The sequence below is a fragment of the Cellvibrio sp. PSBB006 genome, from assembly GCF_002162135.1.
GTDB lineage: Bacteria > Pseudomonadota > Gammaproteobacteria > Pseudomonadales > Cellvibrionaceae > Cellvibrio.
The window spans coordinates 4,409,576-4,423,440 of the sequence record NZ_CP021382.1 but is presented as its reverse complement, the minus strand read 5'-3'; the positions used below and the strand labels follow the sequence as shown (position 1 = coordinate 4,423,440).

General features: G+C 49.1%; 13 protein-coding genes and 1 pseudogene. 7 read left to right on the top strand and 7 right to left on the bottom strand.

From position 1 onward, the window contains the following. Positions 1–47: 47 nt before the first annotated feature. Positions 48–1,547, top strand: a complete 1,500-nt coding sequence (locus CBR65_RS18435) for an MFS transporter (protein ID WP_198300803.1) — start codon at positions 48–50, stop codon at positions 1,545–1,547. A 275-nt stretch (positions 1,548–1,822) separates the two neighbouring features. Here CBR65_RS18435 and CBR65_RS18430 read toward each other — a convergent pair whose 3' ends face one another. Beyond that, on the bottom strand, positions 1,823–2,872 hold the full coding sequence (locus tag CBR65_RS18430) for a LacI family DNA-binding transcriptional regulator (protein WP_087468207.1): 1,050 nt from the start codon (positions 2,870–2,872) through the stop codon (positions 1,823–1,825). Positions 2,873–3,139: 267 nt separating this feature from the next. Between CBR65_RS18430 and CBR65_RS18425 the strand changes: the two genes are divergently transcribed. The 5 genes and pseudogenes from CBR65_RS18425 to CBR65_RS18410 all read left to right on the top strand — a co-directional run bounded on the left by CBR65_RS18425 (position 3,140) and on the right by CBR65_RS18410 (position 8,818). Continuing rightward, on the top strand, positions 3,140–3,850 hold the full coding sequence (locus tag CBR65_RS18425; protein ID WP_087468206.1) for a tellurite resistance TerB family protein: 711 nt from the start codon (positions 3,140–3,142) through the stop codon (positions 3,848–3,850). Positions 3,851–4,107: 257 nt separating this feature from the next. Beyond that, positions 4,108–4,443, top strand: a pseudogene (locus tag CBR65_RS22555) (DUF1993 family protein); the annotation flags it as partial. Positions 4,444–4,465: 22 nt separating this feature from the next. Further along, the gene (locus CBR65_RS22550; protein WP_232461250.1) at positions 4,466–4,612 is read left to right on the top strand and encodes a DUF1993 family protein; all 147 of its coding nucleotides are present in this window, start codon (positions 4,466–4,468) and stop codon (positions 4,610–4,612) included. 308 nt (positions 4,613–4,920) lie between these two features. Further along, complete coding sequence (locus CBR65_RS18415; RefSeq protein WP_087468205.1) at positions 4,921–6,774, top strand: hypothetical protein; 1,854 nt, start codon at positions 4,921–4,923, stop codon at positions 6,772–6,774. Between the two features lie 424 nt (positions 6,775–7,198). Further along, the gene (locus tag CBR65_RS18410; protein ID WP_087468204.1) at positions 7,199–8,818 is read left to right on the top strand and encodes a glycosyl hydrolase family 18 protein; all 1,620 of its coding nucleotides are present in this window, start codon (positions 7,199–7,201) and stop codon (positions 8,816–8,818) included. A 65-nt stretch (positions 8,819–8,883) separates the two neighbouring features. On the opposite strand, the gene CBR65_RS18405 is transcribed toward CBR65_RS18410, so the two are convergent. The 5 genes from CBR65_RS18405 to ybaK form a co-directional block, all read right to left on the bottom strand. Next, the gene (locus CBR65_RS18405; protein ID WP_198300802.1) at positions 8,884–9,519 is read right to left on the bottom strand and encodes a hypothetical protein; all 636 of its coding nucleotides are present in this window, start codon (positions 9,517–9,519) and stop codon (positions 8,884–8,886) included. Positions 9,520–9,625: 106 nt separating this feature from the next. Continuing rightward, positions 9,626–10,234, bottom strand: a complete 609-nt coding sequence (locus tag CBR65_RS18400; RefSeq protein WP_087468203.1) for a trimeric intracellular cation channel family protein — start codon at positions 10,232–10,234, stop codon at positions 9,626–9,628. Between the two features lie 58 nt (positions 10,235–10,292). Further along, the gene (locus CBR65_RS18395) at positions 10,293–11,090 is read right to left on the bottom strand and encodes a class III extradiol ring-cleavage dioxygenase (protein ID WP_087468202.1); all 798 of its coding nucleotides are present in this window, start codon (positions 11,088–11,090) and stop codon (positions 10,293–10,295) included. 51 nt (positions 11,091–11,141) lie between these two features. Further along, on the bottom strand, positions 11,142–11,492 hold the full coding sequence (locus CBR65_RS18390) for a DUF2200 domain-containing protein (protein WP_087468201.1): 351 nt from the start codon (positions 11,490–11,492) through the stop codon (positions 11,142–11,144). 67 nt (positions 11,493–11,559) lie between these two features. Further along, entirely contained in the window at positions 11,560–12,027 is a 468-nt protein-coding gene (gene ybaK, locus CBR65_RS18385) for a Cys-tRNA(Pro) deacylase (RefSeq protein WP_087468200.1), read from the bottom strand. A gap of 294 nt (positions 12,028–12,321) precedes the next feature. On the opposite strand from ybaK, the gene CBR65_RS18380 reads away from it, so the two are divergent. Then, positions 12,322–12,888 (top strand): hypothetical protein, encoded by a 567-nt coding sequence (locus CBR65_RS18380; protein ID WP_087468199.1) that lies wholly within the window; start codon positions 12,322–12,324, stop codon positions 12,886–12,888. A 155-nt stretch (positions 12,889–13,043) separates the two neighbouring features. Here the strand turns inward: CBR65_RS18380 and CBR65_RS18375 are convergent, their stop codons facing one another. Beyond that, entirely contained in the window at positions 13,044–13,856 is an 813-nt protein-coding gene (locus tag CBR65_RS18375; RefSeq protein ID WP_087468198.1) for an alpha/beta fold hydrolase, read from the bottom strand. Positions 13,857–13,865: the final 9 nt, after the last annotated feature.

The following is a 13,865-nucleotide window of genomic DNA, read 5'->3' as shown; positions in this document are numbered from 1 at the left end:
GTAATCCGACACACAGGCCATAAAGTAATAATAACAGTGACACGATAATGACAAAAAAACCTCAGCTCAGCTTCTGGCAAATCTGGAATATGTGTTTCGGATTTATCGGTATTCAATTTGGATTTGCGCTGCAAAACGCCAACGTCAGCCGCATCTTTCAAACCCTCGGCGCCTCTATCGATGACATTCCCATCTTATGGATCGCCGCACCCGTCACCGGTTTGCTGGTACAACCGATTATCGGTTATATGAGTGATAAAACCTGGAATCGCCTGGGACGCCGGCGACCCTATTTTTTATACGGCGCACTGGCAGCCAGCTTCGCTTTATTTTTTATGCCGCACTCGCCGGTGTTGTGGATCGCCGCTGGCATGCTGTGGATTATGGATGCATCCATCAACGTCGCGATGGAACCCTTCCGCGCCTTCGTGGGTGATATGTTGCCGGAAGAACAACGCACCACCGGCTTTGCCATGCAAAGTTTCTTTATCGGCATAGGCGCCGTTGTTGCTTCAGCTTTGCCCTGGATGATGACCAACTGGTTCGGCGTCAGCAACACCGCTGCCGCTGGCGTTATCCCCGATGCAGTGGTGTATTCATTTTATTGGGGCGGTGCAGTGTTACTGCTCGCCGTGTTGTGGACTGTGTTCACTACCAAAGAATATTCACCGGAACAACTGGAAGCCTTCAGCCGCTATCAGGAAAGCTTGCAAGAAACGGCCACCCCAGACGCGCAACCAAAACAGCCGCGTTACTTATCGATTGGATTGGTTTCACTTGTCCTCGGCATCATCGGGGTTGTGGTTGTCGCACAGACGCAGATTGATCAACAGCTGTATATCCTGGCGGTTGGTATCGCCTTGTTCGGTGTGTTACTGATACTGACTAACCAACTACAAAAAAGTGGTAAAACCGAAAACGGGTTTTATCACATCATCCAGGATTTATTTGCCATGCCCGGCACCATGAAGCAGCTGGCGGTGGTGCAATTCTTCTCCTGGTTCGCGTTGTTTTCTCTGTGGATCTACGCCACCAGCGCCGTCACCAGTTTTCATTACGACTCACAAGACGCCACCAGCGCCGCCTACAACGCCGGCGCTGACTGGGTCGGCGTACTCTTCGCCGCCTACAACGGCTTCGCCGCCCTCGCCGCCTTCGCCATCCCGATTCTGGCCAGCATGACCAACCGCCGCGTCGCTCACGCGATTAACTTATGCTTCGGCGGCATCGGCCTGATTTCATTTTTATTTATCGATGATCCGCGCTGGCTGCTGGCCTCGATGATCGGCGTCGGCTTCGCCTGGGCCTCCATCCTATCCATGCCCTACGCAATTTTATCCTGCTCACTACCCGCCAAAAAAATGGGCGTGTACATGGGCATCTTCAATTTCTTCATCGTGATACCACAAATACTGGCGGCCAGTATTCTAGGTTTGATCGTGCGGGAATTATTTTCCGGAAGAACTATTTATGCGTTAGTCTGCGGAGGCGTACTGATGTTTCTCGCTGCTGCGGCAACCTTATGGGTAAAAGATGAAGGTGAGTAATTGAAAAGGCTAAGTTCTATCAAAACTGACGCTAGCACAATGCAAGTTTGGCGTTAGGCCTATTGTTTCGAAACCTTCAAGTCAGGGACGACTTGAAGGAGCTACAGGGCTGGTTCATTCGCCACATCCTTGTGGCTCACCCTACGGGCAGCTTCGCTGTGCAAATTGGCTTTCCTGCCAATTTGTCATGCGTTTTCGAAACTTAAGTCCTAATGACAAACGTTTACGAAGTAATGAGCTCTGAGTCCCTACCGTATTTGAATATGGTATATCTTTTAAGAGATTTTCTTTGAAGATTTTTTAGCCCCACACGACCCCCGCACCATCAACTCCGCCGGCAACAACAAAGACTCAACAGCCTCACCATCCACCAGCTTCAGCAGATTTTCTACCAGCAATTCTCCTGCCAAATGTGTATTTTGTTGCACAGTGGTCAACGGCGGATGCGTGTAAGACGCCATAGGAATATCATCAAAACCCATCACCGCCACATCATCAGGAATAATCAAACCAGCCTCCTCCAATGCCTTGATTGCACCAATCGCAATCAGGTCGCTCGCACCAAACACAGCATCAAACTCAATGCGTCGTTGCTGTAATTTAAGTGTGGCTTTATAACCTTCCTCTTCAGAAGTTTCTGCATTGATTTGTAGTTGTGGGTTTACCGGTAACCCGGCATCTTGCAAGGCTTTGGCGTAGCCTTCGTAACGCGCTTTGAATTCCGGGCTGTGTTCAGAGATATCACCAAGGAACGCAATATTCTTATGGCCTAACTGAATTAAATGGTGGGTCGCTTTGTGAGCGCTGTTGAAGTTATCGCAACCGATAGAAAAGCCCGGCTGCCCTTCCAGCACCGGACCCCAGGTAATAAAGTGCGCGCCTACTTGCGTCAAATAGGTGAGCTTTTGCACATAGGTCACATAGTCACCGTAACCTAAAAAGATAATGCCGTCCGCGCGGTTGGCGTACTCATAATCCGCATGCCAGTCTTCACTGAATTGCTGAAATGAAATTAATAAATCGTAACCGCGATTGGCCGAGGCGCGGGTAATACTCCCCAGCATTGAGAGGAAAAACGGGTTGATCAGTGAATCGCCAGTGCCGTGATCTTCACACAACAACAAGGCAATGGTGCGGGTTTGCTGCGAGCGAAGGTTGCGCGCATTTTTATCAACCTTGTAATTTAATTCTTTGGCAATGGCCTGCACCTTGAGGCGGGTTTCTTCATTAACCAAAGGGCTGTTGCGCAGGGCGCGCGAGACGGTCGATTGGGACACTCCCGCGAGATAGGCAATATCAAACGAAGTCGGTTTGTCATCTTTCATGGGATTGATATCTCCATCTCACGCTAGCTTATAGTCAAAAGCTAAACGCGGAGCAGCTTCTTATAGATTATGAACCGGCTGATACTACACCAGCCGATTGTGAAAAGACAATGGCGGCAGATTGCGCTTTCTCAACGCCGCCCATCATTTTACATTTGGACGGATATCCCTATACTCCGGTTCGGTAAATTAATGCAATGGCAGGTGACTCTTCGCCTGTGTTGTGGTCTGAATGGAGCTAAAAATACGTATCCTGGAGCTGATTATATGATTAACAACGTGGGTAAACTGCTTGAACAATTTATGGGCGGCAATACACAAGGGCAAGGAACACAGCAGGCACCTTCTGCTTCTTCGGGCAATCAGGGTTTTGGTATGCCCGGTGGTAATTTCGCTGGCGGCGCCGTGGCCGGGGGCATCCTGGGTTTGTTGGTGGGCAATAAAAAAGCGCGCAAGATGGCCGGCGGCCTGATTGGGTACGGCGGTGCGGCGGCGGCCGGCGCCCTGGCTTATAAGGCTTATCAGAATTGGCAACAAGGCAAGCAAGTGGCTACTGCTCCAGTTGCGACGCCAGCGGATTTGAATAATGTCGATCCTCGTTTTATCCCCACGCCTGAACCTACCGGCACCAATAATTTTGGCTTGACCCTTATTACGGCCATGATTGCTGCGGCCAAGGCCGATGGTCACATTGATGCGCGTGAACAGACGGTGATCTTTGAGCATGTGGAAAAGTTATCACTGGATGCGGAGAGTAAGGGTTTTGTGTTTGATGCGTTGCGGCAGCCGGTGGATCTGGCCACGATTGTTGCGAAGGTGCAGGGTGTTGAGCAGGCGTCGGAGGTTTATCTGGTGTCGCGTTTGGTGGCGGATGGGGATCATCCGGCGGAGCGGATGTATATGGAGGCGTTGGCGCATCGTTTGAATTTGCCGAAAGATCTGGTGGCGCATTTGGATCATCAGGTGACGGGAGAGTAGTTGGTTTTATTGTACTTCGGAATCCGTTTGTCATTCAGCGCTTGGTTTCGAAAACGCATAACAAATTGGCAGGACAGCCAATTTGCACAGCGAAGCTGCCCGAAGGGTGAGCCACAAGGATGTGGCGAATGAATCTTCCTTGTAGCTCCCTCAAGTCGTCCTTGACTTGAGGGTTTCGAAACCAAGCGCTGAATGACAAACTCACATCTTGCCAATATCAGCTTAATTTTTAATAACAGGAAGACTTGAGAAAAATAATGCACTCAAATCCCGCTCCGATTTTTATCAATTGCCTAAAACAATTGGAAAAGATGCTGGTGAAAATCGAGACTCATTGTTCTGGTCAAGCGGATATACTTCACAGCAGCTTACAAAAAGACATGTTGCCGTTTATTGCTCAGGTGCGCACGGCAATTAATTTTTCACTGCGCACGTGTTGTCCGTTGGTTGGTCGGGAGCGGTTTAGCTTTGACAGTGAGCCGACTTTTGCGGGTTTGCGTGAGCAGCTTCTGGAAACCTTGCGGTATCTGGAGGCGTTGACGGATGTCGATTTTGAAAAAGCGCCGTTGAGGATTCAGGATAAGGCTGGTTTTAATGATCTGGACTTGACATGCGATGAATATGTCAGCCTTTATGCGCTACCGAATTTTTTTCTTTCATCTGTCCATGAGTTATGCCATTGCCCGCCAGGCGGGTATTCCCTTGAGCAAAGCCGACTTTGATGGTTACCACAGCTATCCGGTGGGATTTTCATTTGTGTAGCTGATGTTTTATTTATCCAAAATTAACTGCCTTCGGTTTTATCCATAAAAATTCCCGCTTACTAAACTAAAAATATTGCTATTCAAATTTCCCTATTTATACCGAAACCAAATAAGTTGGATTTATTTTTTAACATAGCAAATCAGCCTGAGAACATAGGCGTCAATTAGCTATCCAGCGTTTGACCTGTTGTAAGTCCTCTTCTATAGATCATAATCCGCAGATTCGAGAATATTCATCATATTCTCTGCGGCCTAATGATAAAAATTGTTATTCAATTTTCAACTATGCCCCCAGGAGGACCCAACATGCAGAGGATTACGCATTTCCTATCTGTTATTTCAAGCGGAATTTTGGTTACAACGTTTTTGGTTTCATTTGCTGTTGCACAAGAAAATAATGAGGCAAAATCTGTTACACCAACCAATTTATCAATCACACCACTCGACGAAAAAACGGCATTGATCAATGCGAAACTGCCACGAGAAAAACCCGGTGGCCAGGTGTTTATCAGTATCGGTGATAAAACCCTTGTGTTGTCAGACACAGGAAAAGATGGCGATGAAAAACCCGGTGACGGTATTTTTTCTATCAAGGCCGACTTTGATTTTGACGCGTTTGCCAAAGCTAATTTGCAATTAGCCGAGACTCATAAAGGTGAGACGCAGGCCTTGTTTTCTGCGGGCGGACGGCAACAAATTGGCACCCGCCGAATAGTTGCTAAAGAGGATCATCTACTGTTTACAGAGCAAACCGGGCGAGAAGAGCAACAATTTCAGTTGCCTCTCGCACGTGATTTATTTCGCGCAGACCAAAATATTGATTTACCGCTGCTTGGGCAACCGCTCGGTGTACCCACTGGCGGTGGCAGCAGTCGGGCGGCCAGTGTTCCGCATTCGCTGATGATTACTGACCTTAATGTGGTCAACGATCCAACACGCACCTGGGCCTGTCGTTCGCCTAATCAACCACCGGTCGGTAATCCCACCGGTGAATGGACTTACTGGCGATTGATGGAAAATATTGCGAACGGCACGGCGTCTACGTCTGATTACATCAAACGCTTTTTTGATCATTGGAATTCTGTGCAAATCATCAATAACCAAAATGTTTTGGCACGGCCACTGGTGTACCAGCAAATTATTCGTGAGTGGGAAATTCGCAGTGGCGGCGTGGGTGCACCGTTGTTGCCTGAAGAAAGTCCTTTTCGCTTGTTAGGTATTGTGCTGCGAATTGATTTGCGCGGCGAAGGCGGTGTGTATGGCGGCGGTGAAGCGGGCGAAGGGCGCTTTGTGTTTTCGCTTCATGATGGCAACTGTAACAACAAATCCAAAACGCTGATTCTGGAGTACAAAGTGCCGATTGCCGGTTGCACGAATGTGCGTGATTGGGCGCAGCAGTGGGTCGACCTCGCCGGCTCCGCCAACTACAACGACGATCTCGCCCAGCTGACCAATGTGTTCACTGCCGCCGGCGCTAATCCCGCTGCACCCAATCAAAGTGCTATCGGGCAAATTCGTACCAACGAATTATTACCCGGCTCGCCGGGATGGGAATTGCGTGAATTTGTCTTGCCGCGCACGGGTGGTTTGATGGAACAGACAACAGTGAAACAGGAACCGCAAATTCAACACAATAATTCGTCATTGCTGGCAGATTTCCTGAATGCGGAATGGCCACTTTTGGTTGGGCCACCACCGGCACAACATGAAATTACCCATACTTACAATGGCGATCATTTCCTGGCCGGCGCTGCGCCCGCGGCTGTGTTGTGGAATGTGCCCAACTCAATGTTAACCGTACCGACTACACCGTCGCCCAACACACCACCACCGGCAACGGTGCGTGATGATGCGTTATTTGAATTGGCATTAAATACTTGCAGTGGCTGCCATGTGATTGAAACCGGTACTCCTTTTGCGCATCTGGATTACAACACTCCAGTGGGTCAACCGGCATTGCTATCGGGCTTCCTTACCGGCATCACCCTCCCCGATCCACGCAATCCGGCCATTCCACGCACATTTAACGACCTCGCCCGTCGCGCTATTGATCTTGATAATGCGGCGAATATGAGTTGTGCGATTGATGGGGAGATTGCTGTGGGGAATTTGGTGTTGGAGCGTTTAACAACGCCGCCACGAGTGCATGCGGTGCATTAAAACTTTGATCATCGTAGTGGTACTTCGTAGTTCGTTTGTCATTAGGGCCTGTGGTTCGAAAACGCATGCATACATCCTTGTAGCTCCCTCAAGTCGTCCATGACTTGAGGGTTTCGAACCACAGGCCCTAACGCCAAACTTGTATTGTGCCGAGTACGATATCTATTCTGCGAATTCGCCATCTAAAGAAATAAGAAATCGAAAATTCTTCTTATAGCATTCCGCACCAATGACAGCGCTGCCATCGCCAAAATATATCCCATCCTGACATAAGAAAAATGCTTTTCGCTTTTATCTAGTGACTTAAATCATATTTGTTCCGCCGATTGCTTGCATTGTGAACACACGGTAAATATGCTGAATCGGCTTTACGGCAGTAACACAATAATTTCAAAGTAAAATTCAAATCAAAAAGGTCAATACCATGAAAACCACCCTCGCACTGGGAGGGCTGTTAGTGACAGCCTTTCTCTCTTCGAATGTATTCGCCGTCGATTGCAGTAGCCGCCCCACCTGGAGCAGCAGCACTGTGTACACGCAGGGCAATCAGGTTAAACACAATAATCGCGGTTACACCGCAAATTATTGGACGCAAAACAACAACCCCACCACCAGCTCCGGCCAATGGCAACATTGGGCGGATAATGGTGCTTGTGATGGCGTGACGAGCTCATCCAGTTCGGTGTCCTCGGTTGTCAGCTCTTCTTCCAGCAGTATCGTCAGCAGCTCAAGCTCGTCTATCGTGGCCAGCTCATCGAGCAGCACCGGGGGCGGTTCTTGCCCGCAATATGCCGCAGGTACCAGCTACACATTGGGTCAGGTTGTGACTAATGCCGGTGCTAATTACACCTGCGATATTCCCGGCTGGTGTTCGTCAACGGCGGCCTGGGCTTATGCGCCGGGTACCGGTACCTACTGGACCTCGGCCTGGTCTGCGGGCGGTTCTTGCAGTGGCGGCAGCTCGTCAAGCGTTGTACCGAGCAGTTCATCATCCAGCTCGGTTAGCTCGGTGGTTTCTTCAAGCTCCAGTGTGTCTTCCAGCTCCAGCAGCGTCGCACCTACCGGTGACAGTGAGTTGGTCGGGTATTGGGAAAACTGGCATTGGCCGTTGCTCACGCCCAGCACGATTCCCAATTACACCGTGCTGAATATTTCTTTCCCACGCATCAATGCTGATGGTTCACTCACCCTGACCAATGCTGACTTTACCCAAAATAACCCGACGCCAGCTCAGGTTGCCGCGGCTCAGGCCCAGGGTAAAAAAGTATTGTTAGCCATCGGTGGGGCGACCACGCCGCTGGCGCTGACCAGCATGGCTCACGAAGATAATTTCGTGAATTCATTTATTGCGATTGCCGATGAGTGGAATCTGGACGGTATCGATATCGATACTGAAAAAGGCCTGCATACCGCACCGAACGCATTGATCAACGAAACCAATCCGCAATACTCAGCGGACCACCTCGTGCGCGCAATCAAGCGAATCAAAGCGCATTACGGCCCGGACTTCATGGTGACCATGGCGCCGGAAACGGCTCACACCATCGGTGCGATGCTTCCGGCCAACTGGCAAGGCAGCATCAACTGGGGTGTTTACCTGCCGCTGATGAACGCGCTGCGCAATGAGATTACCTGGGTACAAATGCAGAACTACAACACCGGCAGCATGCCCGGCCTGAACGGCAGCTTCTATAACTCTGCCACGCAGGATGCCCTGGTCGCCTGGACCGAAGCACTGATCGAAGGCTTCCCCATCGCCAACACCGGCGTGAACTATCAAGGTCTGCCCGCCAACAAGATCGTCATCGGCTTACCCGCTTCCAGTGCGCCCAGCGCTGCCGGCAGCGGCTACACCGACCCGACCGTTGTGAAAGCAGCATTGCGCTGTTTGCGTTCCGGCGATTGCGGCAGTGGCTACACTCCCGCAAAAACCTACCCGGATTTGCGCGGTGTTATGGCTTGGTCCGTGAATGAAGATAACCTGGTGAATTACTTCTTCTCCAACAGCATTCAAGCGTGCGTGTTGCAGAATCAGTGTAATTAATTAGTCGGTTATTGTTGTTATAAGAGAGCCCCGCCAGCACGAGTTGGCGGGGCTTTTTATTACGTTTAATCTCCTCCTCCACCGCAACCACTACTGCAACCCGAACCACCCGCACATCCGCCCGCACAACTACTGCAGCCGATATGAGAGCCGCAATAGTCACCCTTGTCGGAACCTCTGCAGTCGAGCGCGTATTTGAATCCATTAGGGATATTCAACTCAGCATCTATTGCAAACAGCAACGGCAAACGATGGGGTGATTTCGGATGGATATGCTCCCGCGCACAGGCAACCTTCCACGCCGTTTTAATGCCTTGCTGGGCGACGGTTGGTGACTTCATTGCTTCTGCTGGCGTGTGATGCAAGAACCGTCCAAGGGCTTTGTTACAGAATTGCTGATACTGTCGAGTGAACAAAATAAATTCATGCCAGGCAAGATCAACAACCTGGGACGGCATGGAAACAACGCGTTTACCGGCCACGTTACATAATTGGAAATACTCACGTAGCGCTTTGATGACCAGAGCGGCTTGTTGATCGGTTAAATGTGGGTAGGCTTGTAAGATTTTAGTGGTGATCGTTGCTGGAAACGGAAAGCGGTCGATCCACCGGGATCGTTTGCGCGCAACGGATTTTTTATAAAACATATAGGAAGCCATGAGTAAAATGGCTCCAAAAAGCAGAAAAAAGAAATTCTCCATATTCAATACCACTGATGTACTTATTGTTTATGCGTCACCCGACGCGTAGCTATTATAGTCCGTCAATGTGAAGCTTGTTTTCATTATATCTTTGACAATGCTCCTCCTATTCGCGGTTACGAAAAACTGGCAAGTGAAGATTCCATCGAATAGCGATCAGTCGCAATACCACCACCGTCACCATGCCACCGCCGAACGAAACTACACGCGGCACGTCGATGGCTTGCAACAGCAAATAAACAGAAATGCCTGCGATAGCTGCAGTCGCATAGATTTCCCGCTGCAAAATTAATGGTACCCGCGCGGTAATCACATCTCTGATGATGCCACCCATGACGCCTGTCATTGTACCCATGATTATGATGATCAGCGGAGGGCATTGCGCCGCTTCGGCATATTGTGCACCCGACAGTGCGAATAACGCTAATCCCAGCGCATCCGCCACAAGAAGAATGACGCCGGGCGGTGGCCATTTGCGTACATAAATAATGGTCATGACGGCGGAGACAATGATGACCGTCAGGTAAGAGGCATCGGTCACCCAAAATATCGGATGGCGATCCAATAAGAGATCGCGGAGCGTACCACCACCAATCGCCGTAATGGCAGCTACCACAATGACACCGATAAGATCGAGACCCCGGTCGCGGGCCGCCAACACACCGCTGATTGAAAACACAGCGACACCGGCAAGATCGAGTAGATACAAAAACATATTGCACCTCAATAGTTCATTGATGTTGGTGCGATTCTAAAATAGCCTGTTAGCGGATTTACCACACATACATGCTCGATCTTTTACCTAGAATCTCAAGGTTATAAATTTTGGTGCAGGGCGACTGGGCCACGCCATAACATACATGGAGTGGCAAAAGATGCTCTTCTCTGGGATGACAATAACGCGCGCCCGGTGCATCAGCCCAATGCTCCAATAGCGCCTGCCTTTGCTGCTCCGACAGATCCTGATCACTGCACACATCGTGCAGCCAATTCTCAAACGCCTCATTGAGGCGATGCGACTCAGTGTCGGTCGGTCCAAAGAATGCTCTCATATTATGGAACGAAAATCCGGACCCCATAATCAGCACATTCTTATCCGCCAAACGTCCCAGCGCATTACCCAAGCGGATGTGAAACGCAGCATCCAAGGTATTTACCAGAGACAATTGTACGCAAGGGATATCAGCTTCCGGGTACATGATCTTTAAAGGTACAAAGACACCGTGATCAAGCCCCCTCACCTCGTCCAGCTTTGCATTGATGCCTTGCTGCTCAAGCAACTTATAAATCTCAAGAGCCAACGCCGATTCGCCGGCGCAGGGATATTGAATTTCGTAAGACGCCGGAGGGAAACCATAGTAATCATAGATTAGCGAAGGATTCGGGCGGGCAGTAATGGTAGGTACACTTTCTTCCCAATGTGCACTGACGACAAGTATGGCTTCGGGACGAGCAATACTTGCCGCGATGTTTTGTAAACAGGAAACCATTTGTTGGTGTCCCGCGTCACCGAGCAACGGCAGGGGACCGCCGCCATGAGAAATAAATAAGGCTTTGGGACGTGATTTCATTGGCGTACCCCGGAAAATGAGAAATGGGTAGTTAATTAGGGGACAAGGCTCTCATTGTCTGAGAATTTTCTCCATCGCCTTACCCTTTGCAAGCTCATCAATCAACTTATCGAGATAACGAATCTTTTGCATCAGCGGATCATCGATTTCTTCAACGCGAATACCGCACACAACGCCTTTAATAAGCGATACATTAAGGTTGATGGCTGGTGCCTCGCTGAAAAACGTTTCAAAATCTTTTCCCGCATCGATCTGCTTTCGCAAACCTGCCTCGCTATAACCCGTCAACCAACAAATGATCTTATCAACTTCTTCCTTAGTCCGGCCTTTTCGTTCAGCCTTTTGAATATACATTGGATAAACTTTTGCAAAGGGCATTTCAAAAATTCTATGCTTGGACATCGGCACACCTTCTTTAATGAGATGACTGAGCCCACCACCTGGCTCACGCCATAATATGAGAAACAGGTTACTGACATATCTCAGCAAACACACCATTTGATAATTTTTTAAGATCCATCGGACTTAATTCTATCTCCAGTCCCCGGCGACCGGCGCTGACGTAGATAGTGGCGAACTTCTCCGCCGAGGAATCAATAATGGTTTTGAGCCGCTTCTTTTGACCCAGCGGGCTCACGCCACCCAAGACATATCCCGTTGAGCGTTCCACATCTGCCGGGTCAGCCATAGCCGCTTTTTTAGCACCGGCAGCTTTCGCGATAAGCTTCATGCTGAGCATAGATGAAACAGGAATTACGCCGACGGCCAGCTCTTTGCTATCAAGTGCCACGACCAGGGTTTTGAAAACCTGTGCGCCTGGCACGCCCAACTTATCCGCCGCCTCCAACCCGTAGGATTCACTTGATGCATCATGCGTATATTCATGAACGCGATGAACAATTTTATTTTGCCTGGCAACATTGATTCCGGGTGTCATATCTATCTCACTATCGATGCAACGAAATTATCAGGAACTAAACAATCGGTGGCGCCAAAACGTTATATTAAGATCTGTCCGTCGCGGAAAGCCACTCTTTTCATAAAAAAATCACTAGCAAACCTATTTTTTATCAATGTTGAATATAATATTTTTGGTAAGCATATGGATGATGTTATTCGTCGTAAGTTTGGAGTAGTCTTAGTGCAGCAGTGAAATCTAGCCGATAAAGCTTAGTTGATAAATTTCAGATAATTAATGCGCCAACCTAACGTTCTAATTAAAGGAGATACTATGAATACGAAAATTATCGCCAATAAATTTTCCACACACACCAGCGTCGAAAATCCACTCACATTGACATGGCTACCGGAACATACTCCCGCGACCATTAAGCCTGCGGTAGGCACATTGAAATTGAAGAGTATTGGTGGTGCCACTCAAGAGCTCGTTAAACTTTTTCAATACTTTCCTCCAAACGCTTCCAACCACCAAAATATATCAATTCTCAATGACCCATCCATATCAGATTACAACGCTATCCTGTTACATTCGATAATACCTATTTATAAACTGACTATTGAAGCAGAATCAATGAACGGTGATGGAATTTGCATATTTCTATTTAACCAAAATGGTGAATACCTTCGTCTTGAAAATGCGAATTTTACGACCATGGATAGCAATCAAAATTGGTCACTGGAACAGACTTTCGAATTTTCTGAAGCTGTTGGTTACGTCCTGCTTGGTGGAAAAAATGCCGCTGCTTATATCAATATGATTAACTGCTTTAGCAGGTACAAAAGTAGAGCCATTCAGCCAGCCGGGTCTATAGAAAAAAATGAAACTGAAGTGGTGTAAGAATTTTAAGTTACATTAACGCTATATTCTAACTACAAATAAAAATAACCATATAAAAGTACAGCCCTGCCATTAAATATTGGGAGGGCCTTTATATCCAGCCAGTGGGACCGCCTATCACATTATCACCCATTAACCGAACGACGCTTTATGTTTTACCCCAGTTCTGATTTTATCTCGCTCAGAAATTTTTTAATTTCAGCGTTGACAACCTCCGGATGCGTTACCGGTGCCATGTGGCCCAGCCCCGGAAACTCTACGACGCGAGCGTTGCGCAAAACGGGAATTAATACTCTTGCCACCGCATGAGCAGATTCGGGAGAAGAACCGCCAAGCATATAAAGAATCGGCACATCCAGGGCGGCAAAGGCATCGACCGGAGTAGGCTCGGTGAACAGCGCATGGGACCAACGCATAACGTTTGCGATAGAAGCGATGATCGCTGGCTTGCGCTGGGGCGGCATGGTGAGCCAACTGCCGGGCCCCATCCAGAAATCAATAAAATGTCCGGCTGCGGCGTCCCGGTCCCCAACGTCCAATGCTGCACCTGCGGCGAACACCGCATTGCGAATGCCATCTGCTCCATTGGGTGGAGGACTCTCCGCATCAACGAGCTTGAACAAGGTGGGCTCGTATACCGCAACGGCGCGAATACGCTCTGAATTTGCCAATGCTGCCATCAACGCAACACACGCACCGTAGGAGTGGCCGACAAGAGTGAAACGCGAACCGGCGCGCGCAAATACCGGCTCAAGAAAGTTAACTTCATCTTGTAGAGTGATCTCGCAGTCAGACTGCCAATCGGGACTCTTTCCGGAACCATACGAATCGGGGGCAAGCACGCAATAGTCACTGGATAGCAGGTCCATGAGGCCGCGCCATTGCGTTGAGCTGCTGGCGTTTGAATGGATGCAGACAACTCCCGGCCCCACACCTGCTTCGCGGACGTAAGGATTAAGGCTCGTCATAAAGGTATT

Bases quoted from the DNA above. Each gene is read 5' to 3' on its own strand.
- CBR65_RS18405 (WP_198300802.1), bottom strand. From the start codon at position 9,519: ATGGAGAATTTCTTTTTTCTGCTTTTTGGAGCCATTTTACTCATGGCT.
- CBR65_RS18435 (WP_198300803.1), top strand. From the start codon at position 48: ATGACAAAAAAACCTCAGCTCAGCTTCTGGCAAATCTGGAATATGTGT.
- CBR65_RS18395 (WP_087468202.1), bottom strand. From the start codon at position 11,090: ATGAAATCACGTCCCAAAGCCTTATTTATTTCTCATGGCGGCGGTCCC.
- CBR65_RS18430 (WP_087468207.1), bottom strand. From the start codon at position 2,872: ATGAAAGATGACAAACCGACTTCGTTTGATATTGCCTATCTCGCGGGA.
- CBR65_RS18400 (WP_087468203.1), bottom strand. From the start codon at position 10,234: ATGTTTTTGTATCTACTCGATCTTGCCGGTGTCGCTGTGTTTTCAATC.
- ybaK (WP_087468200.1), bottom strand. From the start codon at position 12,027: ATGACACCCGGAATCAATGTTGCCAGGCAAAATAAAATTGTTCATCGC.
- CBR65_RS18415 (WP_087468205.1), top strand. From the start codon at position 4,921: ATGCAGAGGATTACGCATTTCCTATCTGTTATTTCAAGCGGAATTTTG.
- CBR65_RS18410 (WP_087468204.1), top strand. From the start codon at position 7,199: ATGAAAACCACCCTCGCACTGGGAGGGCTGTTAGTGACAGCCTTTCTC.
- CBR65_RS18390 (WP_087468201.1), bottom strand. From the start codon at position 11,492: ATGTCCAAGCATAGAATTTTTGAAATGCCCTTTGCAAAAGTTTATCCA.
- CBR65_RS18380 (WP_087468199.1), top strand. From the start codon at position 12,322: ATGAATACGAAAATTATCGCCAATAAATTTTCCACACACACCAGCGTC.
- CBR65_RS22550 (WP_232461250.1), top strand. From the start codon at position 4,466: ATGAATATGTCAGCCTTTATGCGCTACCGAATTTTTTTCTTTCATCTG.
- CBR65_RS18425 (WP_087468206.1), top strand. From the start codon at position 3,140: ATGATTAACAACGTGGGTAAACTGCTTGAACAATTTATGGGCGGCAAT.
- CBR65_RS18375 (WP_087468198.1), bottom strand. From the start codon at position 13,856: ATGACGAGCCTTAATCCTTACGTCCGCGAAGCAGGTGTGGGGCCGGGA.